The organism is Micromonospora sp. DT227, from assembly GCF_049841835.1.
Classification (GTDB): domain Bacteria; phylum Actinomycetota; class Actinomycetes; order Mycobacteriales; family Micromonosporaceae; genus Micromonospora.
The window spans coordinates 573,820-594,230 of the sequence record NZ_JBNCLA010000005.1 but is presented as its reverse complement, the minus strand read 5'-3'; the positions used below and the strand labels follow the sequence as shown (position 1 = coordinate 594,230).

General features: G+C 71.1%; 19 protein-coding genes, 1 tRNA gene and 1 pseudogene. 7 read left to right on the top strand and 14 right to left on the bottom strand.

The window, feature by feature from the left end; genetic code table 11:
- Positions 1 to 45 precede the first annotated feature (45 nt).
- Both coaE and rpsA read right to left on the bottom strand, forming a co-directional pair.
- Positions 46 to 1,242 (bottom strand): dephospho-CoA kinase, encoded by a 1,197-nt coding sequence (gene coaE / locus ACLQ2W_RS20890; RefSeq protein WP_425787845.1) that lies wholly within the window; start codon positions 1,240 to 1,242, stop codon positions 46 to 48.
- A gap of 206 nt (positions 1,243 to 1,448) precedes the next feature.
- Positions 1,449 to 2,978 carry a 30S ribosomal protein S1 gene (gene rpsA / locus ACLQ2W_RS20885; RefSeq protein ID WP_107157503.1) on the bottom strand — a complete coding sequence of 510 codons (1,530 nt, stop codon included), beginning with the start codon at positions 2,976 to 2,978 and terminating at the stop codon, positions 1,449 to 1,451.
- 321 nt (positions 2,979 to 3,299) lie between these two features.
- On the opposite strand from rpsA, the gene ACLQ2W_RS20880 reads away from it, so the two are divergent.
- The 4 genes and pseudogenes from ACLQ2W_RS20880 to ACLQ2W_RS20865 form a co-directional block, all read left to right on the top strand.
- A complete protein-coding gene (locus tag ACLQ2W_RS20880; RefSeq protein WP_425787844.1) occupies positions 3,300 to 4,103 on the top strand; it encodes a class I SAM-dependent methyltransferase in 804 nt (267 codons plus the stop codon).
- 57 nt (positions 4,104 to 4,160) lie between these two features.
- Positions 4,161 to 4,760, top strand: a complete 600-nt coding sequence (locus ACLQ2W_RS20875) for a Uma2 family endonuclease (RefSeq protein WP_425787843.1) — start codon at positions 4,161 to 4,163, stop codon at positions 4,758 to 4,760.
- A gap of 40 nt (positions 4,761 to 4,800) precedes the next feature.
- Positions 4,801 to 5,019: a DUF2945 domain-containing protein gene (locus ACLQ2W_RS20870; RefSeq protein ID WP_281936414.1), complete on the top strand. Its 219-nt coding sequence runs from the start codon at positions 4,801 to 4,803 to the stop codon at positions 5,017 to 5,019.
- Positions 5,006 to 5,350, top strand: a pseudogene (locus ACLQ2W_RS20865) (DUF3140 domain-containing protein); the annotation flags it as partial. The gene ACLQ2W_RS20870 and the pseudogene ACLQ2W_RS20865, both read left to right, overlap by 14 nt.
- A 65-nt stretch (positions 5,351 to 5,415) precedes the next feature.
- Here ACLQ2W_RS20865 and polA read toward each other — a convergent pair.
- Positions 5,416 to 8,115, bottom strand: coding sequence for a DNA polymerase I (polA, locus tag ACLQ2W_RS20860; protein WP_425787842.1), 2,700 nt, complete (start codon positions 8,113 to 8,115; stop codon positions 5,416 to 5,418).
- A gap of 113 nt (positions 8,116 to 8,228) precedes the next feature.
- Between polA and ACLQ2W_RS20855 the strand changes: the two genes are divergently transcribed.
- Positions 8,229 to 8,453 (top strand): hypothetical protein, encoded by a 225-nt coding sequence (locus tag ACLQ2W_RS20855; RefSeq protein ID WP_281936416.1) that lies wholly within the window; start codon positions 8,229 to 8,231, stop codon positions 8,451 to 8,453.
- Between the two features lie 38 nt (positions 8,454 to 8,491).
- On the opposite strand, the gene ACLQ2W_RS20850 is transcribed toward ACLQ2W_RS20855, so the two are convergent.
- From ACLQ2W_RS20850 to ACLQ2W_RS20805, 10 genes are all read right to left on the bottom strand, one after another.
- Complete coding sequence (locus ACLQ2W_RS20850) at positions 8,492 to 9,301, bottom strand: amino acid ABC transporter ATP-binding protein (protein ID WP_425787841.1); 810 nt, start codon at positions 9,299 to 9,301, stop codon at positions 8,492 to 8,494.
- Entirely contained in the window at positions 9,298 to 10,284 is a 987-nt protein-coding gene (locus ACLQ2W_RS20845) for an amino acid ABC transporter permease (RefSeq protein WP_357304321.1), read from the bottom strand. The genes ACLQ2W_RS20850 and ACLQ2W_RS20845 overlap by 4 nt, the downstream gene beginning before the upstream one ends.
- 4 nt (positions 10,285 to 10,288) lie before the next feature.
- Positions 10,289 to 11,194 carry an ABC transporter substrate-binding protein gene (locus ACLQ2W_RS20840; protein WP_425787840.1) on the bottom strand — a complete coding sequence of 302 codons (906 nt, stop codon included), beginning with the start codon at positions 11,192 to 11,194 and terminating at the stop codon, positions 10,289 to 10,291.
- Positions 11,195 to 11,224: 30 nt separating this feature from the next.
- On the bottom strand, positions 11,225 to 11,935 hold the full coding sequence (locus ACLQ2W_RS20835; RefSeq protein WP_405090441.1) for an ABC transporter ATP-binding protein: 711 nt from the start codon (positions 11,933 to 11,935) through the stop codon (positions 11,225 to 11,227).
- Positions 11,925 to 12,770, bottom strand: a complete 846-nt coding sequence (locus tag ACLQ2W_RS20830) for an ABC transporter ATP-binding protein (protein ID WP_425787839.1) — start codon at positions 12,768 to 12,770, stop codon at positions 11,925 to 11,927. Before ACLQ2W_RS20830 ends, ACLQ2W_RS20835 begins: the two co-directional genes overlap by 11 nt.
- Positions 12,763 to 13,902 (bottom strand): branched-chain amino acid ABC transporter permease, encoded by a 1,140-nt coding sequence (locus ACLQ2W_RS20825; RefSeq protein ID WP_425787838.1) that lies wholly within the window; start codon positions 13,900 to 13,902, stop codon positions 12,763 to 12,765. Before ACLQ2W_RS20825 ends, ACLQ2W_RS20830 begins: the two co-directional genes overlap by 8 nt.
- Entirely contained in the window at positions 13,899 to 14,849 is a 951-nt protein-coding gene (locus ACLQ2W_RS20820) for a branched-chain amino acid ABC transporter permease (RefSeq protein WP_405090442.1), read from the bottom strand. Before ACLQ2W_RS20820 ends, ACLQ2W_RS20825 begins: the two co-directional genes overlap by 4 nt.
- Before the next feature lie 107 nt (positions 14,850 to 14,956).
- Entirely contained in the window at positions 14,957 to 16,117 is a 1,161-nt protein-coding gene (locus ACLQ2W_RS20815) for a branched-chain amino acid ABC transporter substrate-binding protein (RefSeq protein WP_281936428.1), read from the bottom strand.
- A gap of 258 nt (positions 16,118 to 16,375) precedes the next feature.
- Complete coding sequence (locus ACLQ2W_RS20810; protein WP_425787837.1) at positions 16,376 to 17,563, bottom strand: hypothetical protein; 1,188 nt, start codon at positions 17,561 to 17,563, stop codon at positions 16,376 to 16,378.
- Between the two features lie 41 nt (positions 17,564 to 17,604).
- The gene (locus ACLQ2W_RS20805; protein WP_405090445.1) at positions 17,605 to 18,228 is read right to left on the bottom strand and encodes an ANTAR domain-containing response regulator; all 624 of its coding nucleotides are present in this window, start codon (positions 18,226 to 18,228) and stop codon (positions 17,605 to 17,607) included.
- Between the two features lie 81 nt (positions 18,229 to 18,309).
- On the opposite strand from ACLQ2W_RS20805, the gene ACLQ2W_RS20800 reads away from it, so the two are divergent.
- Positions 18,310 to 18,392 (top strand) — tRNA-Leu (locus tag ACLQ2W_RS20800).
- Positions 18,393 to 18,439: 47 nt separating this feature from the next.
- Positions 18,440 to 19,174, top strand: a complete 735-nt coding sequence (locus ACLQ2W_RS20795; protein ID WP_425787836.1) for a transcriptional regulator — start codon at positions 18,440 to 18,442, stop codon at positions 19,172 to 19,174.
- A 34-nt stretch (positions 19,175 to 19,208) separates the two neighbouring features.
- On the opposite strand, the gene ACLQ2W_RS20790 is transcribed toward ACLQ2W_RS20795, so the two are convergent.
- Complete coding sequence (locus ACLQ2W_RS20790) at positions 19,209 to 20,366, bottom strand: trans-sulfuration enzyme family protein (protein ID WP_425787835.1); 1,158 nt, start codon at positions 20,364 to 20,366, stop codon at positions 19,209 to 19,211.
- Positions 20,367 to 20,411: the final 45 nt, after the last annotated feature.

Genomic DNA, 20,411 nt, shown 5'->3' with positions numbered 1-20,411 from the left:
GGGGCGGCGGGCGGGGGTGGGGGTGGGGTGCGGGGGTGGTGGGGGTCAGGGGCGCCAGCCGGTCTGGGTGGCCCAGTCCTCGGCGCGCAGGTGCTCCTCGTCGAACCAGGGATCGGTGAGCGTGCCGTGCTCCGCGCTGTCCGGCGCGGCAGCCACCAGGTCCCGCTTCATCTGGAGGTACGCGGCCCGGCGCGCCGGGTCCGCGCGGAGGTGGTCGCGCATCAGCAGCGCGTACCGCCAACCGGCCGAGCCGGCCACCCGCAGATGCAGCAGCACCGGGCGACCCGGGTCCGCGCCGCCGTGCAGCCGCTTCACCCACTCCACCCGGTCGGGGCGACGCGGCGCGTCCCGCCACTCGCCGGGCAGCCGGGGGAAGCCCGCCTCGGCCAGCCGGTCGGCGAGCGGACCGTCCGCCTCCGCCAGCGAGGGGACGGTGAGCTGGATGTCGATGACGTCCGGCGCGGCCAGGCCGGGCACGGCGGTGGAGCCGACGTGGTCGACCCGGAGGTCGCCACCGGCCGCGTGGTGGATCCGCGCGGCCAGCCGGGCGTACTGCGCGGGCCAGGTCGGATCCGGTTCGGTCAGCGTCGACGGCTCGGTCAGCGTCGACGGTTCGGCCCGGACGGCGTGCCGCTCGCGGACGTTGCGCTCGTAGGGCAGCAACCGGTCCCGCCAGAGGTCGTCCACCGCGTCGTGCAGGTCGGTCAGCGTGCCGTCGTTGGTGAGCAGCACGTCCGCCACCGCCGCCCGGCGCGCGTCGTCGGCCTGCGCGGCGATCCGCCGCTCGGCCTCGGCCGGGTCCATGCCCCGGTCCCGGGACAACCGCGCCAGCCGGGTCGGCACCGCCGTCTGCACCACCACCACCAGGTGGTACGTGGGCGCGAGCCCGACCTCCACCAGCAGTGGCACGTCGTTGACCACCACCGCGTCGGCGGGCGCGGCGGCGACCAGCTCGGCGGCCCGCGCCCGGACCCGGGGGTGGGTGATCGCCTCCAGTCGGCGGCGGGCGATCTCGTCGCCGAAGACCAGCGCGCCCAGCGCGGCCCGGTCCAGCGAGCCGTCCGGGCCCAGGACCCGGTCGGAGAACGTGGCGACCACCTCGGCCAGCCCTTCGGTGCCGGGCGCGACCACCTCCCGGGCGATCCGGTCCGAGTCGACGACCACCGCGCCGAGCGCGGCGAGGCGGGCCGCCACCGCGCTCTTGCCGGATCCGATCCCGCCCGTCAGCCCCACCTTCAGCATCCGGACAGTCAACCGGATCACCGGACACATGCCAAACAGGCCGACGCTTCCGCGCCGACCGGGGAAGGCATGCGAACGGCGTCCGCACGTGTTCACGACGCGGGCCCCGCCCCCGGCGCTCCGCTGGTGCGGAACGCGGGGACGGGGCCCGTCGTCAGAGGCAGCCGCTGGTGCGTCCGGGTGGACGAACCGGCGTCAGCGACCGGTCACTTGCCGCCGGCGAGCTTCTCCCGCAGTGCGGCGAGCGCCTCGTCGGTGGCCAGCGTGCCGGCCGGCTCCTCGGCCTGACGGCTCGGGGCCGACGAGGTCGAGGTGGTGGTGCTGGTGGCCGGCGGAGCCGGGTTGGCAGCGGCCTCGGCGTCGGCGGCGCGGGAGGTCTGCACCTGCTTGGTGTGGGCCTCCCAGCGCTGACGCGCCTCGGCGTACTGGTTCTCCCAGGTCTCGCGCTGCTTGTCGTAGCCCTCGAGCCACTCGCCCGTCTCCGGGTCGAAGCCCTCCGGGTAGATGTAGTTGCCCTCGTTGTCGTACGTCGCGGCCATGCCGTAGAGGGTCGGGTCGAAGTGCTCCTCGCCCTCGACGAAGCCCTCGTTGGCCTGCTTGAGCGACAGCGAGATCCGGCGGCGCTCCAGGTCGATGTCGATGACCTTGACCATGACCTCGGAGCCGACCTGCACGACCTGCTCCGGGATCTCCACGTGGCGCTCGGCCAGCTCGGAGATGTGGACCAGGCCCTCGATGCCGTCGTCCACCCGGACGAACGCGCCGAACGGCACCAGCTTGGTGACCTTACCCGGCACGATCTGCTGGATCGCGTGGGTGCGGGCGAACTGACGCCACGGGTCCTCCTGGGTCGCCTTCAGCGACAGCGAGACCCGCTCGCGGTCCAGGTCGACGTCCAGGACCTCGACCTCGACCTCCTGGCCCACCTCGACGACCTCGGACGGGTGGTCGATGTGCTTCCAGGACAGCTCGGAGACGTGCACGAGGCCGTCCACGCCGCCCAGGTCGACGAACGCGCCGAAGTTGACGATCGAGGAGACGACGCCCTTGCGGACCTGCCCCTTCTGGAGCTTGTTGAGGAACTCGGTGCGCACCTCGGACTGCGTCTGCTCCAGCCAGGCCCGGCGGGACAGGACCACGTTGTTGCGGTTCTTGTCCAGCTCGATGATCTTGGCTTCGAGCTCGCGGCCGACGTACGGCTGGAGGTCACGCACCCGCCGCATCTCGACAAGCGACGCGGGCAGGAAGCCGCGCAGGCCGATGTCGAGGATGAGACCACCCTTGACGACCTCGATGACCGAGCCGCGGACGACACCGTCCTCGTCCTTGATCTTCTCGATCGTGCCCCAGGCCCGCTCGTACTGCGCCCGCTTCTTGGAGAGGATCAGCCGACCCTCCTTGTCCTCCTTCTGGAGGACGAGGGCCTCGATGTGGTCGCCAACCGAAACAACCTCGGCCGGGTCCACGTCGTGCTTGATCGACAGCTCCCGAGAGGGGATCACGCCCTCGGTCTTGTAGCCGATGTCGAGCAGGACCTCGTCCCGATCGACCTTGACGACGGTGCCTTCGACAATGTCGCCGTCGTTGAAGTACTTGATGGTCTCGTCGATAGCGGCGAGGAATGCTTCCTCAGAGCCGAGATCGTCGTGCGTGACCTTGTTGGCGCTCGAGGTGGCCTCGATGCTGCTCGTCATGTGGGCGGTTGCTCCGGTCGGATGGGTTGTCACAGCGGGCATGGGTGTCGCGGTGACTCTTCCGCGCCAGCGGATCCGTCGCCGGGCACACCGAACGATCGACGCAAGAAGATCATTAGTGGCTCCGGTGACCGCACACCTGCTCCCTGCCGAGGCACACGATCCGCGAGCGCATCGTCTAGCCTACCCGCTGCATTACCACAGCGTGCAAGCCCTCCCGGGTCCGTGCGACCTCATCCGCTGCGAAAGCGGAGATTTCGCGCGGTAAGGGGCCACTCCTGTCTCGTCCGTCACATCCGCCCCACCCGCGACACGCCCGGCCCGCCCGCGACGCGGTGCCCGACCGGCCCTAGCGTGGACTCCGTGGACGACGACAGGGTGACCCGCCGGCGGGTCGGGGCCGCCGAGATCCGCCGGGCCAACCGCGGCTGGTGGGACACCGACGCCGACGCCTACCAGGCCGAGCACGGCACGTTCCTCGGTGACGTCGACTTCGTCTGGTGCCCGGAGGGGCTGCGCGAGGCCGACGCGCGGCTGCTCGGCGACGTCACCGGCCGTCGGATCCTCGAACTCGGCGCCGGCGCGGCCGCCGCCGCCCGCTGGCTCGCCGCCCAGGGCGCCCGGCCGGTCGCGCTGGACCTCTCCGCCGGCATGTTGCGGCACGCCGCCGACGCCGCCGACCGCAGCGGGGTACGCGTGCCGCTGGTCCAGGCCGACGCGCTGGCGTTGCCCTTCGGCGACGCCGCCTTCGACACGGTCTGCACCGCGTTCGGCGCGATCCCGTTCGTCGACGACTCGGCGGCGGCGATGCGCGAGGTGGCCCGGGTGCTGCGCCCCGGCGGCCGGTGGGTCTTCTCGGTCACCCACCCGATGCGCTGGATCTTCCTCGACGACCCGGGCGAGGGCGGGCTGACCGCCGTGCACTCGTACTTCGACCGCTCCCCCTACGTCGAGCAGGACGCACGCGGCGTGGCCACCTACGTCGAGCAGCACCGCACGCTGGGCGACCGCATCCGGGAGCTGGTCGGCGCCGGGTTCCGCCTGCTCGACCTGGTGGAGCCGGAGTGGCCGGCCGGCCACGAGGGGATCTGGGGCCAGTGGAGCCCGCTGCGTGGCCGGCTCTTCCCCGGCACCGCCATCTTCGTGACGGAGAAGCCGGCGACCTGAGCGCGCGTCGCACCGTCGGTCCGACCCGGGCCGGCGGTGGCGCGGCACGCTGTCCCGGTGAGCACCGAACCGATGACGGAAGCCGCGCCCTGGCGCCCGGACCCGGTCCGGCAACAGCGCGCCGACCATCGGGTGGAAGATCTGCTGACGCTGCCCCCCGATGCGCCCCGCGTCGAACTGGTCGACGGCATCCTCCACGTGACCCCGCTCCCCACTCCCCGCCACCAGCACATCACCGGCCTGCTGACCATGTGGTTACGGCGCCGCGCCCCGACCCACCTACGCGCCGCCCAGGCGGTGAGCATCGAGCTGGACGTCGACGCAAGCCGTCGGCCGGACGTGCTGCTCCACCACGCCGTGCTGCCGCCCGGCTGCCGCCTGCTCCGCCCCGTGGACGTCGTGCTGGCCGTGGAGATCGTCTCGCCCGGCACCCGGCTGGTGGACCGGTTCGCCAAGCCGGGCGAGTACGCCGCCGCCGGCATCCCGTTCTACTGGCGGATCGAGCAGGACCCGGTGCACCTGTACGCGTACCGCCTCGGTGACCGGATCGGCCCCGGCGGCGAGCGCCAGTACGAGCTGGTGGCCGACGGCAGCGAGGTGGTCGAGTTGGCCGAGCCGTTCGACATCAAGCTGCCGATCGCCGAGATCCGGCCCTGACCGCACCGTTACTCGGTCCGGCGGGCGGGTAACCGCCGGCATGGCCGAGAAGGAGTTCCGCGCCGGCGACCACGTCTCCTGGGCCAGCCACAGCGGTCGGGCGTACGGCGTGGTCAAGGAGAAGCTGACCGAGCGCACCCACGTCCGCGGGCATCCGGTGCACGCCTCGCCGGAGCAGCCGCAGTACCGGATCACCAACGACGACTCCGGCCGCGACGTCGCCCACCGACCGGAGGTGCTCCGCGATGAGTCGCAGTGAGGACCCGCAGCAGACGTACCGCGAGTTCACCGACGCGGTGAACATGAAACCCGCCGAGCTGACCCGCTGGCTGGAGACCGACGAGTCCAAGCACGTCGGCTGGCACAAGCCGGGCACCAAGGGCGGCGAATCGGTCGGGCACGACTCCGGGCGCCGGATCGTGGACCTGCTGCGCCGCAAGCGCGACCAGCTCACCGCCGCCGACTACAAGCACATGCGCAAGGTGGTCGGCTACGTGCACCGGCACCTGGCCCAGCGCCCGTCCGGCGACATCCGCGACACGAGGTGGCGCTGGTCGCTGATGAACTGGGGGCACGACCCGCTCAAGGGCTGACCCCGCTGACGGAACTCCCTGGTCCGACTCGGGCGCTGGCGGCACGGGACGGCCCGAAGAGGTCAGTGGTCGGCGCTGTTCCAGTCGCGGCCCTCGCCGACCGACACCTCCAGCGGCACCGACAGCGGGTACGCCGCGCCCATCTCCTTGCGCACCAGCGCCTCCAGCGCCTCCCGCTCCCCCGGGGCGACCTCGAAGACCAGCTCGTCGTGCACCTGGAGCAGCATCCGGGAACGCAGCCCGGCGTCGCGCAGCGCGCTGTCGACGTGCAGCATGGCGACCTTGATGATGTCGGCCGCCGACCCCTGGATCGGGGCGTTGAGCGCCATCCGCTCGGCCATCTCCCGGCGTTGCCGGTTGTCGCTGACCAGGTCGGGCAGGTAGCGGCGGCGACCCAGGATGGTGGAGGTGTAGCCGTCCTGCCGGGCCCGGGCCACCACCTCGTGGAGGTAGTCGCGGACGCCACCGAACCCGGCGAAGTAGTTCTCCATCAGCCCGCGGGCCTCCTCGGCGGAGATGCCGAGCTGCTGGGACAGGCCGAACGCGCTCAACCCGTACGCCAGGCCGTAGTTCATCGCCTTGATCTTGCGGCGCTGGTCGGCGGTGACGTCGCCGACCTCGACGGTGAAGACCGAGGAGGCGGTCGCGGCGTGGAAGTCGTGCCCGGAGTTGAACGCCTCGACAAGTGCCTCGTCGGCGGACAGGTGCGCCATGATCCGCATCTCGATCTGGCTGTAGTCGGCGGTGAGCAGGCATTCGTAGCCCTCGCCGACCACGAACGCGCGCCGGATCCGCCGCCCCTCCTCGGTGCGGATGGGGATGTTCTGGAGGTTCGGTTCGGTGGACGACAGCCGCCCGGTCGCGGCCACCGTCTGGTTGAACGTGGTGTGGATCCGGCCGTCGTCGGAGACGGACTTGAGCAGCCCGTCGACAGTCGACTTGAGCTTGGCGACGTCGCGGTGACGCAGCAGGTGGTGCAGCAGCGGGTGCTCGGTCTGCGCGTAGAGCCACTGGAGGGCGTCGGCGTCGGTGGTGTAGCCGGTCTTGATCCGCTTCGTCTTGGGCAGCGCCAGCTCGGTGAAGAGGATCTCCTGCAACTGCTTCGGCGAGCCCAGGTTGAACTCCCGGCCGACCACGGCGTACGCGCTCTGCGCCGCGGCCTTCACCTCGGCGGCGAAGTGCGCCTCCAGCTCGGACAGGTAGTCGGTGTCGGCGGCGATGCCGGTGCGTTCCATGGCGGCGAGCACCCGCATCAGCGGCAGCTCCACCTCGGCCATCAGCCGGGCGGACTGCTCGCCGTCCCGGGACAGCTCGGCGTCGATCGCGTCGGCCAGGTCGAGCGTGGCCCGGGCCTGGAGCATCAGGTTCTGCTCGGCCGCGTCGTCGTCGCCGAACCCGTCCAGGGTGAGCTGGCCGGTCTCCGGCGCGTCGACGCGCAGCTCCCGGTGCAGGTATCGCAGCGCCAGGTCGATGAGGTCGTAGGAACGCTGGTCGGGACGGGCCAGGTAGGCGGCGATCTGGGTGTCGCGGGCGATGCCCCGCAGCTCCCAACCGTGCGCGGCGAACGCCAGCACCGCCGGCTTGCTGTCGTGCAGCACCTTGGGCCGCCCGGCGTCGGCCAGCCAGCCGGCCAGCGCGGCCTCGTCGGCGGCGGCCAGCCGGCTCGGATCGAACCAGGCGCCCGCGCCGTCGGTGGTGGCCAGCGCCATCCCGGTCACGGTCGCGGTGTGCCGGCGGTTGGGCCCGGTGTCGAGCGTGGCCGCCAGGCCGACCGACGTGCCGGCCGGGGCGTGCGTGCCGAGCCAGCCGGCGAGCGCGCCCGGCTCGGTCAGCACCTCGCCGGCCAGATCGAAGCCGGCCTCGGCCTCCGGCTCGACGGCTTCGAGGTACTGGTAGAGCCGGTCGCGCAGGATGCGGAACTGGAGCGTGTCGAACACCTGGTGCACGGCCTCGCGGTCCCAGCCCTGCCAGCGGGCGTCCTCGGGACGCACCGGCAGCTCCAGGTCGGTGACCAGGCAGTTGATCTCGTAGTTGCGGATCACGTCGGCGAGCCGCTCGCGCAGGCTGTCGCCCGCCTTGCCCTTGATCTCGTCGGCGCGCGCCACCACGCCCTCGACCCCGTCGTACAGGTTGATCCACTTGGCTGCGGTCTTCGGGCCGACCCCGGGCACGCCGGGCAGGTTGTCGCTGGTCTCGCCGACCAACGCGGCCAGGTCGCGGTAGCGGCCGGGGGTGACGCCGTACTTCGCCTCGACCGCCGCCGGGTCCATCCGGGCCAGGTCGGAGACGCCCTTGCGCGGGTAGAGCACGGTGACCTGGTCGCCGACGAGCTGGAACGCGTCCCGGTCGCCGGTGGTGATCAGCACGTCCATGCCCTGGTCGCGGGCCTGGCAGGCGAGCGTGGCGATGACGTCGTCGGCCTCGTAGCCCTCCTTCTCGACCACCGGCACGCGCAGCGCGGCGAGGACCTCCTTGACCAGGCTGACCTGGCCCTTGAAGTCGGTCGGGGTCTCGCTGCGACCGGCCTTGTATTCGGAGTACTTCTCGGTCCGGAAGGAGCGGCGGGAGACGTCGAACGCCACCACGATGTGGGTCGGCTGCTCGTCGCGCAACACGTTGATCAACATCGAGGTGAAGCCGTAGACGGCGTTGGTCGGCTGCCCCGTGGTGGTGGAGAAGTTTTCCACCGGCAGGGCGAAGAACGCCCGGTATGCCAGGGAGTGTCCGTCGACGAGGAGCAGGCGCGGCGTCGTAGCTGTCACGGCAGCGACTCTAGTCCGTGACCCCGACATCCCCGGCACCAGCGGCCCCCACGGATCGCGACCGGACCGCTACGGTATGGAGATCAGTCGATGGCATCCACAAGGAGGACCCGATGCGACGATGGGGTGTCCGAATCCTGGCGCCGGCGCTCGCCACCGCCGGCATGGTGGCCGCGTTCAGCGCGCCCGCGTTCGCCGGCTGGGTCAGCGGCGGGGTCTACGCGACCCAGTCGAAGTGCATCTCGGTCGGGCAGTCCCGGGTCAGCAGCGGCATCTACCAGACCTACGTCTGCGAGTCGCAGAGTCCCGGCTGGCTGCTCCGGGGCTTCGTGAACTGACCGGAGGGTCCGGTGCGGCGCACGCCGCACCGGACCCGTCAGAGCACCTTGGCCAGGAACGCCTGGGTCCGCTCGTGCTTCGGCGCGGCGATCACCTCGCGCGGGTCGCCCTGCTCGACGACCACCCCGCCGTCCATGAAGACCAGGTGGTCGCCGACCTCCCGGGCGAAGCCGATCTCGTGGGTGACCACGATCATCGTCATGCCGTCGCGGGCCAGGTCCTTCATCGTGTCCAGCACCTCGCCCACCAGCTCCGGGTCGAGCGCGCTGGTCGGCTCGTCGAAGAGCATCAGCTTCGGCCGCATGGCCAGCGCCCGGGCGATCGCCACCCGCTGCTGCTGGCCGCCGGAGAGCTGACCCGGGTACGCGCCGAGCTTGTCGCCCAGCCCCACCCGCTCCAGCAACTGCGCGGCGTGCTCCCGGGCCTGCGTCTTCTTCGCCTGCCGCAGCAGCAGCGGCGCCTCCATGACGTTCTGCAACACGGTCATGTGCGGGAAGAGGTTGAACCGCTGGAACACCATGCCGATCGCCCGGCGCTGCGCGGCCACCTCCTTGTCCCGCATCTCGTGCAGCTTCCCGCCGCGCTCCCGGTAGCCGATCAGGTCGCCGTCCACCCAGATCCGGCCGGCGTCGATCTTCTCCAGGTGGTTGATGCAGCGCAGGAACGTCGACTTGCCGGATCCGGACGGCCCGAGCAGGCAGCACACCTCGCCGGCGCGGACCTCCAGGTCGATGCCCTTGAGCACCTCCAGCGGCCCGAACGACTTGTGCACCTGCTCGGCGCGCACCATCAGGTCGGACCCGGCCGTCGGCGCGGTGGCCTGCGTGGGCACGATCAACTCGGTCATGGTGTCCCCGCCCCTCCGGCGCCGCCTCCACCGGTCTCCGCGGCCAGCGTGCGCAGCCGCGCCCGGGCCCGTTGCGTGGTCCCGTAGCCCTTGCCGAAGTGTCGCTCCAGGAAATACTGCCCGACCAGCAGGATGCTGGTCAGGAACAGGTACCACAGGCAGGCGGCGACGTACATCGGGAAGATCTGGAACGTCCGCTTGCCGACGGCGTCGAGCTGGAAGAACAGCTCCACGCTCACCGGCACGTAGAGCAGCAGCGACGTGTCCTTGAGCATGGCGATGGTCTCGTTGCCGGTCGGCGGGATGATCACCCGCATCGCCTGCGGCAGCACCACCCGGCGCAGCAACTGGCCCCGGCTCAGGCCGAGCGCCTGGGCCGCCTCGGTCTGCCCCGGGTCCACCGACTGGATGCCGGCCCGGACGATCTCCGCCATGTACGCGGCCTCGGAGAGCGCCAACCCGAGCAGGCCGGCCATGAAGCCGGTGAGGATGTCCCGGGAGGAGAACCCGAACAACCGCAGTTGCAGGTTGTCGATGCCGAACAACTGGCCGAGCTGGGTGTCGAACGGCACGCCGAACTCGACCCGGCTCCACAGGATGCCGATGTTGCCGAAGACGGCCAGCAGCACCAGCCGGGGCACGGCCCGGAAGAACCAGGTGTACAGCCAGGCCACGCCGCGCAGGATCGGGTTGTCGGAGAGCCGCATCACCGCGATCACCACGCCGAGCGTGACGCCGATCAGCATCGCGCTGACCGTCATCAGCACAGTGCCGCGCAGCAGCCCCTCGATGATCGGCGGGCGGAACATCTTGTCGACCATGAAGGGCCAGTTGAAGGCCTTGTTGGTCACCAACAGATGGACGAACATCGCGGTCAGCACGGCGAGCACCGCCACCGCGATCCAGCGCCCCGGGTGCCGCACGGGCACGGCCTTGATCGGTTCCGGCCGTGCCCGCGCGGTTGTCGCTTCCTCGGTGGTCATGTCGTCACGGGTTGATCGCGGGATCCGTGATCGCGCCGTCCCCCACCTTCCACTTGTCGAGCACCTGCTTGTACGAGCCGTCGGTGATCAGCGCCTTGGTGGCGTCGCGCACCGCCTCGGCGAACTGCGCCTGCTCCTTGGCCACCACGTAGCCGTACGGGGCCGCCTCGTACTGCTTGTCCAGCAGTTCCAGGGCGTCCTTGGACTGGGTCACCGCGTACACCCCGACCGGGTAGTCGGCGAGCATCGCGTCGTCCTTGCCGGAGACGACCGCGGCGGTGGCGGCGTCCTGGCCCGGGAACTGGTCGATCGTGATGGCCGGCTTGCCGGCGTCGGTGCAGGTCTTGGAACGCTTCTGGATGTCCTCGACCTGGACCGTGTCCTTCTGCACCGCGATCTTCTTGCCGCAGGCGTTGTCCAGCGCCACCCCGGCCGGGTTGCCCTTCTTGGTCACCCACTGGGTGCCGACCTGGAAGTAGCTGACCATGTTGGCCTGGCCCTTGCGCTCGTCGTTGACGGTGAACGACGAGACGCCGACCTCGTACTTGCCCGAGTTGACGCCGTTGATGATGTCGCCGAACGGCGCCGAAACGAACTCCGCCTTCAGGCCGAGCTTGGCCGCCACGGCGGTGAACAGCTCGACGTCGAAGCCGATGACGGTCTTGCCGTCGGAGTCGAGGAACTCGGCCGGGGCGTACGTGGAGTCGGTGCCGACCACGATCTTGCCGTCGGACTTGATGGCGTCGGGCACCTTGGCGGCCAGCGAGGAATCCGCGGTGGCGGTCACGCTCGCGCCGCCGCCGGGCTGCTCGGTCTGCTCCTCCTCACCGCAGGCGGCGAGGGAGAGCAGGAGGGCGGCCGCGCCGGCGACGCCGAGCGCCGCCCGACGGCCGGGGCTGGAGTGGAACATGGGGTACTCCTTTTGCGAGGGGGGCGTCGGTCAGGCCACGCCGAGGTAGGCCTCTTTGACCGAGGGGTCGTGCAGCAGGTCCGCGCCGGTGCCGCTCTTGACGATCCGGCCGGTCTCCAGCACGTACGCCCGGTGCGCGCGGGCCAGGGCCTGCTGGGCGTTCTGCTCCACCAGCAGGATGGTGGTGCCCTGCTGGTTGATCTCCGTGATGATGGTGAAGATCTGCTGGATGAGCATCGGCGCGAGACCCATCGACGGCTCGTCGAGCAGCAGCAGCTTCGGTCGGCTCATCAGCGCCCGGCCGACCGCGAGCATCTGCTGCTCGCCGCCGGAGAGCGTGCCGCCGGCCTGCTTGCGCCGCTCCGCCAGCCGGGGGAACAGGTCCAGCACCCGCGCCAGGTCCTGCGCGATGCCGGCCCGGTCCCGCCGGGTGTACGCGCCCATGTCGAGGTTCTCCAGCACCGTCATGCCGGGGAAGATGCCCCGGCCCTCGGGCGCCTGGCACAGCCCGCGCCGGACCCGCAGGTCGGCCCGGAGCTTGGAGATGTCCTCACCGGCGAACTTGATGCTGCCGGTGGCGATCGGCCGGATGCCGGAGATCGCCCGCATGGTGGTGGACTTGCCGGCGCCGTTCGCGCCGATCAGCGCGACGATCTCGCCCTCGTCCACGGTCAGGCTGATGCCGTGCAGCGCCTGGATCCGCCCGTAGAGCAGGCTCACGTCCTCGATCTCAAGCAGCATCGTCCGGCACCCCCAGGTACGCCGCGATCACCTTCGGGTTGTCCCGCACCTCGGCGGGCAGCCCCTCGGCGATCTTCTTTCCGAACTCCAGCACCACGATCCGGTCGGTCACGCCCATCACCAGGCGCATGTCGTGCTCGATCAGCAGCACCGTCACGCCGGTGTCGCGGATCTGCCGGATGAGCTGGAGCAGTTCCTCCTTCTCCGCCGGGTTGAAGCCGGCGGCCGGCTCGTCCAGGCAGAGCAGCACCGGGTCGGTGGCCAACGCCCGGGCGATCTCCAGGCGCCGCTGCTCCCCGTACGACAGGTTGCGGGCGAACTCGTGCATCCGGGGCAGGATGCCGACGAACTCCAGCAGGCGCTCGGCCTTCTCCCGGCCCTCGCGCTCCTCCCGCCAGTGCCGCGGCAGCCGCAGCAGCGCGGAGATCACACTGGTCTTGTGGTGCACGTCCGCGCCGACCTGGACGTTCTCCAGCGCGGTCATCTCCGGGAAGAGCCGGATGTTCTGGAACGTGCGGGCCATGCCCATCCGGGTGATCTGGTGGCGCTTCTTGCCGCTGATCTTCTCGCCCCGGAACCGGATCTGCCCCTCGGTGGGCTGGTAGATGCCGGTCATCGCGTTGAAGCAGGTGGTCTTGCCCGCGCCGTTGGGCCCGATCAGCCCGAGGATCTCGCCCTTGTAGAGCGTGAAGTCCACGTCGTTGAGCGCGACCACACCGCCGAAGCGCAACGTGACGTGGTCGACCTCCAGCAACGGCTCGCGCTTGTCCACCGTCTCGACGGCGGGCGCCGCGGCCTGGGCCGGAACGGCCGGGGTCTGTTCGGTGTCACTCACCGACGATCACCTCCTTGCGACGGTCCTTGAACTCCGCCGCTCGTCGCCGGTTCGGGATGAGGCCCTGCGGCCGGAAGATCATCATCACCACGAGCACCAGACCGAAGAAGAGGAACCGGTACTCGTACAGCTCGACGCCGAACAGCTCGATGCCGCGGAACCGCTCGATCATGTACGCCACCAGGCCGCCGCCGACGATCGCGCCGACGATGTTGCCGGAGCCGCCGAAGATGACCGCGGCCAGGATGATGATCGAGTTGAGCAGCTCGAAGTTCTGCGAGTTGACGAAGTTCTGCTTGCCGGCGAACAACGCGCCGGCCAGGCCGGCGATCGCCGCGCCGGAGGCGAACGCCCACAGCTTGAACTTGAACGTCGGCACGCCCATGAGCTGGGCCGCGTCCTCGTCCTCCCGGATCGAGATCCAGGCCCGGCCGACCCGGCTGTGGGTCAGGTTCCGCACCCCGATCACCACCAGGATGATCAGCGTGAGCACCAGCCAGTAGTAGGGGCGGGCGTCGAGCACACCGAAGAACGGCTTGCCGTCGGCGTACTTGCCGGGCGGGTGCGGGATCTGGTTGAAGCCCCGCTGTCCCTTGAGGAACTCGGAGCTGACCGCCGCGATCCGGATCATCTCGGCGAAGCCGAGCGTCACCAGCGCCAGGTAGTCGCCGCGCAACCGCAGCGTCGGCGTACCCAGCATGACGCCGGAGACCATGGTCAGGGCGATCGCGATCGGCACCACCAGCAGCCACGGCCACAGCGTCTTGACGTTGCTGCTCGGCGACGTCAACACCGCGACCGTGTACGCGCCGACCGCGAAGAAGCCGAAGTAGCCCAGGTCGAGCAGGCCGGCGAAGCCGACCACGATGTTCAGCCCGACCGCCAGCAACACGTAGATCGAGACGGTGAAGAGCACCTGGGTGAAGTTCGCCCCGGGCGTCGGGATCGGCCCGAGGTACTGGTAGAACTCCTTGTTCGGCAACGCGTAGAAGAACACGATCACCGCGGCCAGCAGCACCCAGCGCACCCAGCGCGGGGCGTGGTGCCAACGATCCGAGATCGCCGCCCGGCCGTGCCGCAGCTTGTCCACCGCCGTCTCCCGCCGCTCCGGCGGGTCAATGGTGGTCGTCATGCGCGTGCCCTCCCCAGTGATTCGCCCAGCAGACCGGTCGGCCGGAACATCAGCAGCACGACCAGCACCGCGAACGCGGCGAAGTCCTTCCACTGACTGCCGAACAGGCCCGAGGCGTAGTTCTCCACGACGCCCAGCAGCAGGCCGCCGATCAGCGCGCCGCGGAGGTTGCCGATGCCGCCGAGCACCGCGGCGGTGAACGCCTTGAGGCCCAGCAGGAAGCCGACGCTGTAGGTGAGCGTCTGGATCCGGACGTCGTAGAGCAGGCCCGCGACACCGGCCATGGTGCCACCGGCGATGAAGACCATCAGGATGATCCGGTCCTTGTTGACGCCCATCAGCGCCGCCGTGTTGGCGTCCTGGGCCACCGCCCGGATACCGCGGCCGGTGCGGCTGCGGTTGATGAACTGGTCCAGCGCGAACATCATCACCAGCGCGGCGCCGATGGTGAGTAGCTGGATGCTGTCGATCGGCACCCCGGCGATGTGGAACAGCGGCTTGGAGCTGACCAGCGACGGCGCGCCCTGCGGCAGGCGTCGGGTGTAGACGCCGAACGCCTCGGAGATCGCGATCGAGGCGCCGATCGCGGTGATGAGGAACGCCAGCGGCGGCGCGTTGCGCTTGCGCAGCGGCCGGTACGCCACCCGCTCGATCACCGTCGCGGTGCCGGCCGAGGCGATGGCCGCCACGATCATCGCCACCAGCAGGTAGAACAGGATCGAGCCGACGCCGCTGACCTGCGAGTCCTGGTCGAGGCCGAAGCCGTTCCAGGTCCAGATCGCGGCGAACGCGCCGGCGATGAAGACCTCGGAGTGGGCGAAGTTGATGAGCCTGAGCACGCCGTAGACAAGCGTGTAGCCGAGCGCGACCAGGGCGTAGATCGCGCCCTGCGTCAGGCCGGTCGTGGTGAGTTCCCCGAAGTTGGAGAACAGTCCGTCGAAGTTCAAGGGAGGGACGCTCCGTCGCTGAAGAGAAAAAGGGGGTGCGGCCGGGAGCCAGCTCCCGGCCGCACCCGCGATTCACAACTCAATCGCCAGTCGCAGCGATCGACCGATCAGGACTTGGGGATCTCCTGGTCCGGGACAACCTTGCCGCCCTGCACCTTGAACGCCCAGACCTTGACCTGCGCCGGGTCCAGCTCGCCGCCCTCGACGAACTTGTAGCTGGCCGCCACGCCCTCGCCGCTGTAGCCCTTCACGAACTCCAGCAGGTCGGCGCGGGAGGACTTGCCGGCCTTGATGCCCGCCAGCAGGATGTTCGCCGCGTCGAACGCGGTGTCGCTGTAGGTGCCCGGGTCGGCGCCGTTGAGCGCCTTGTAGTCGGCGGCGAAGGTGCCGCGCGCCTCGGTGGACGGCTGGCAGGGGCAGGTGAGGATGGTGCCCTCGGCAGCCGCCGCGCCGGCGGAGGTGATGTACGCGCCGTCGTTGACGCCGTCACCGGCGACCAGCGGGGCGGTGACGCCGGCAGCGGTGAGCTGCTTGCGGATCAGGCCGGCCTCCTGGTAGTAGCCACCGTAGAAGACCGCCTTGACGTTCGCGGCCTTGACCTTGGTGACCACGCCGGAGAACTCGGTCTGCTTGCCCTCGCCCTGGACCTTGTCGCTACCCACGACCGCCGGGCCGAGCACCTTCTTGACCTCGTCGGCCAGGCCCGCGCCGTACGCCGACTGGTCGTCGATGACGTAGACCCGGTCGGCCTTCATCACGTTCTTCATGTAGTTGCCGGCGGCCGGGCCCTGGCTGAAGTCGTTGCCGACCGCGCGGAAGAACGTCTTCCAGCCCTGCTCGGCGAGGCTGGGCCGGGTCGCGGAGGGGGTGATGGTGACCAGGCCGGCCTCGCTGAACAGCGGACCGGCGGCCTCCGACTCGCCCGAGTAGGCCGGACCCACCACGCCGAGGATCTTGGCGTCGTCGATCGCCTTCTGGGCCAGACCGGGCGCCTGGTCCGGGCTGCCCTGCGAGTCGAGCTCGGCGAGCTCCACCTTGCAGTCGGCGTTCTCCTTGTTGTACTTGTCGACCGCCAGCTTGACGCCGTTCTTCTCGTTGATGCCCAGCGCGGCCGAGCTACCGGTCAGCGCGCCGAAGAAAGCGATCTTGCTCCCGCAGGCGCTGCCCCCGGACGCTTCGTCGTCGCTGCCGCTGGAACAAGCGGTACCACCGGCGACGAGCGCCAGCATGGCGACCCCGCCGATCACGCGTGCGAGCTTCTGCCTCAAGGCCCGAACCCTCCTCCGTCCATGGTCCGAACCACCCGCTGCTGATTGGCACTTGCGGGGGCGGACGAACCAGACCGTCGTCGCCGGTCTGGGCCGGGACGTTATCCCACCGGCCAGCGGTGGCGTAAGACCCGGAAAGCGGGGTTGACCGAACCGTTACACGCCGTGGCGGATTCCCGACGCTTCCCGTAAGAACCGAAGGCGGCACAAGGCGTTCACCGAGGTTTCATCGGTAACGGGTCAACCCGCCATCACCCGCTACTCATCGACGGCCGGCAACGCCGCCCACCAGGCACGGGAGCTTTTCCCGTCGTCGGCGACCACAAGCATTCCGGCATCACCGGCGGCCACCGCCAGCGCGGCGTCCCCACGGTCCGGCACCGACGCCGGGACGATCACCGGCCGCCACGACGCGCCACCGTCACCCGAAATCCACAGCCGCCGATCCGCGCCGTCCCCGGTCGCCGCGAGCAGCCGGCCGTCGACGCCCACCAGACCCGCCACCGAGAGCACCCCGGGACCGGCCGCGCCGAACCCGCCCACCCGCCGCCAACCGTCCGACGACCCCGCCGGCGCGCGCCACACCGCGAAGCCGTCCCGGCCCGGACCCACCACGGTCGGCGCGCCGTCGCGCGTCACCACCCGCTCCGCCGCCCCGCCGCCCGCCGACACCGGCAGCGCCGACCGCCGCCACGACCGGCCGTCCACCGACGACCAGGCCAACGGCATCAGGGCGGCGCCGCCGGTCGGCAGCAACGACCCCACCACCAGCCAGCCGGAACCCACCGCCACCGCGTCGTACGCCGTCGTCCGGCCCCGGGCATCGCCGGCCAGCTCCGGCACCCCGTCGCGCAGCACGAACCCGCCGGCGTCCGGCGACGACCACACCGCCGCCCCGTCGGCGCGCGCCCCGGCGATCAACCAGCCCGCCGGCCCGGCCGCCAGCCGCGCCGCGCTCACCGCGCGCGGCCCGCCGAACAACTCGAACGCCGCCGGCACCTCCCGCACCGGCCCGCCCGGACGCCACACCCACGTTCCGGTACGCGGATTGCCGTGCACGCCGCCCGTCTTCGCGCCGAGCGCCGCCATTCCGTCGTCGCGGCAGGCCACCGCGTAGAGCACGTGCTGCCGGCCGTAGAACGTCTGCGCCCGCACCGGCAACGCCGACCAGCTCAGCCCGTCCGCGCTGGACCAGGCCGCCGGCCGGGTCTCCCCCGCGCCGTCGACCAGCCCGCCGACCGCGTACCAGCGGCTCCCGCAGTGCGCCGCGTCGCGCAGCAGCGGCCGACCCGCGACGCCCGCCGGCACGGGCAACTCGACCGCCCGCCAGGCCGGACGCACCGGGGCCGGATCAGCGGGCCGCTCCGGCGTCGACCGGCAGGCGGTCAGCAGCACCGCCACGCCGGCGACCACGGCGAGGACCGACCGGAGGCGCGGAGAAGGCATGCATCCGATCCTATCGATCGGTCGCTCCCCCGCCCCTTGGGTCAGGAGGCGGGTTGCTGCGCCACCTCGCCGCCGGCGGTCTCCGCGAGGATCCGCTCGGCGACCTCCTTCATGGTCATCCGGTGGTCCATCGCGGTGCGCTGGATCCACTTGAACGCCTGCGGCTCGGTCATGCCGTACGTCGTCATCAGCGCGCCCTTGGCCCGCTCGACGGTCTTGCGGATCTCCAGCCGGTCGGTGAGGCCGGCCACCTCCGCCTCCAGGGCGGAGATCTCCGAGTACCGGGACAGCGCGATCTCCACGGCCGGCACCAGGTCGCTCTTCTGGAACGGCTTGACCAGGTACGCCATCGCACCGGCCGCCCGGGCCCGCTCGACCAGGTCACGCTGGCTGAACGCGGTCAGGATGATCACGGGGGCGAGGCGCGCGCCGGCGATCCGCTCGGCGGCGGCCAACCCGTCCATGATCGGCATCTTGATGTCGAGGATGACCAGATCGGGCTTGAGCTCCTCGGCGAGCTTGACGGCGGTCTCCCCGTCGCCGGCCTCGCCGACCACCTCGTAGCCCTCCTCGACCAGCATCTCGGCCAGGTCCAGCCGGATCAGCGCCTCGTCCTCGGCGATCAGAACGCGCTTGCGCTCGGCATCCGTCTGCATCTCGCCCACGAGCCACTCCCACCATCGATCTCGGCACGGTCACCACCCATGCTCCCGCATGAGCCTAGTCGGGTACAGTTACCCCACCCCGCCGGGATGGTGGAACGGCATACACGGAAGTCTCAAACACTTCTGCCCGAAAGGGCTTGCGGGTTCGAATCCCGCTCCCGGCACTTTTGTCATACACCTGTTCGAGGATGCTGCTGTGCATCCTCCCGAGATGCGGGCACGAGCCCGCGCCCTTCGCGCCCGGGGTCGCAACATCCGTTCCGTGGCCCGCAGCCTCTCCCTGCCGTACACCACAGTCTGGCACTGGTGCGTCGACCGGCCTGAACCGGCGATCTTCGGCAGCGCGGTCCGGTGCTTCCGTTGTCGCCCCGACCAGGAAGGTCCACTCGATCAGGCTGCCTACGCCTACCTGCTCGGGCTCTACCTGGGAGACGGCCATCTGGTCACCACGGACCGAACGCCGGTGCTCCGCATCTATTGCGCGGATGCCTGGCCGAACCTGATCGACCTGTGCGACGCCGCGATGCGCGCCGTCTTGGCCAACAAGGTGCAGCGCATCCAGAAGCGAGGTTGTGTCGCCGTGCAGAGCACCGCACTTCATTGGCCGTGCCTGTTCCCCCAGCACGGGCCCGGCAAGAAGCACGAGCGCCCGATCGTCCTCGCGGACTGGCAACGCACCCTCGTCGAGGCACACCCGGGCGACTTCCTGCGCGGGCTCTTCCACTCCGACGGCTGCCGTTTCGCCAACCGGGTCGTCGTTCGCGGGAAGGCGTACGTCTATCCCCGCTACATGTTCTCCAACCGCTCCGCCGACATCATGGCTCTGTGCCAGTGGGCCCTCGACCTGCTCGGCATCGCCTGGCGGATGAACCTGCCGTGGTCCCTGTCCGTCGCGCGCCGGGAGGCGGTCGCCGCGCTGGACCGGCACGTCGGCCCGAAGTCCTGACCGGACGCCCGCACGGGCGCGCGAGCGGCGCGCGTCAGATCGACGCCAGCGCCCGCGCCAGATCGGCCCGCAGGTCCTCCGGGTCCTCCAGCCCGACCGAGACGCGCAGCAGCGCGCCGCCCGGCTTGGCGTCGCCCTCGACCGGCCGGTGCGTCAGCGACGCCGGGTGCTGGATCAGCGTGTCGACGCCGCCGAGCGAGAGGGCATGCGTGATCAGTTCGCAGGCGCCGGCGACCGTGGCCGCGGCGGGCGCGCCGCCGCGTACCTCGAAGGCGAGGAGGCTGCCGCCGCCGGACATCTGGCGGCCGATCAGCCCGGCCGGGTCGTGCCGGGACGGGTGGTGGACCCGTTCGACGGCGGGGTGGCCGGCGAGCCAGGCGGCGAGTTTCTCGGCGCCGGCCTGCTGGGCGCGGACCCGCAGCGGGAGGGTCTGGAGGCCGCGGTGCAGCAGGTACGCGCCGAGCGGGTGCAGGACGGCGCCGGTGACGGCGCGTACCTGGCGCAGCCGGGCGGCCCAGTCGGGCGCGCAGGCGACGACGCCGGCGAGGACGTCGCCGTGGCCGCCGATGCTCTTGGTGGCGCTGTGCAGGACGAGCGCGGCGCCGTGCCGGGCGGGCTGCTGGAGGACGGGTGTGGCGACGGTGTTGTCGACGAGCAGCGGGACGTCGCCGGCGGCGGTGGCGAGCGCGGCGATGTCGACGAGGTTGAGCGTCGGGTTGGCCGGGGTCTCCACGACGACGAGCGCGGTGTCGGGGCGGATCGCGGCGGCGACGTCGTCGGCGCGGGCCCAGGTGACCTCGGTGCCGAGCAGGCCGATGGCGAGGACGTGGTCGGTGCCGCCGTAGAGCGGGCGGACGGCGACGACGTGGCGCTTGCCGTCGCGGGTGGCGGCGAGCAGGGTGGCGGTGAGCGCGGCCATGCCGCTGGCGAAGGCGACCGCCTCGGCGGTGCCTTCGAGGTGGGCGAGCGCGGTCTCGAAGCGGGCCACGGTGGGGTTCCAGAGCCGCTGGTAGACGGCGCTGCCGCCGGCCGGGAGCGGGTTGCCGGTGGCGAGCGTCTCGTAGTCGTCGCCGCCGCCGGCGACCGAGGGCAGCGGGTTGGTGGTGGAGAGGTCGATGGGCGGGACGTGGACGCCGAGCCCGGCGAGGTCGTCACGCCCGGCGTGCACGGCTGCGGTGTCCACGGCGGTCATGCCGGGAAGCGTCGAACATGACGACGGGTCAGGGCAAGGGGAGCG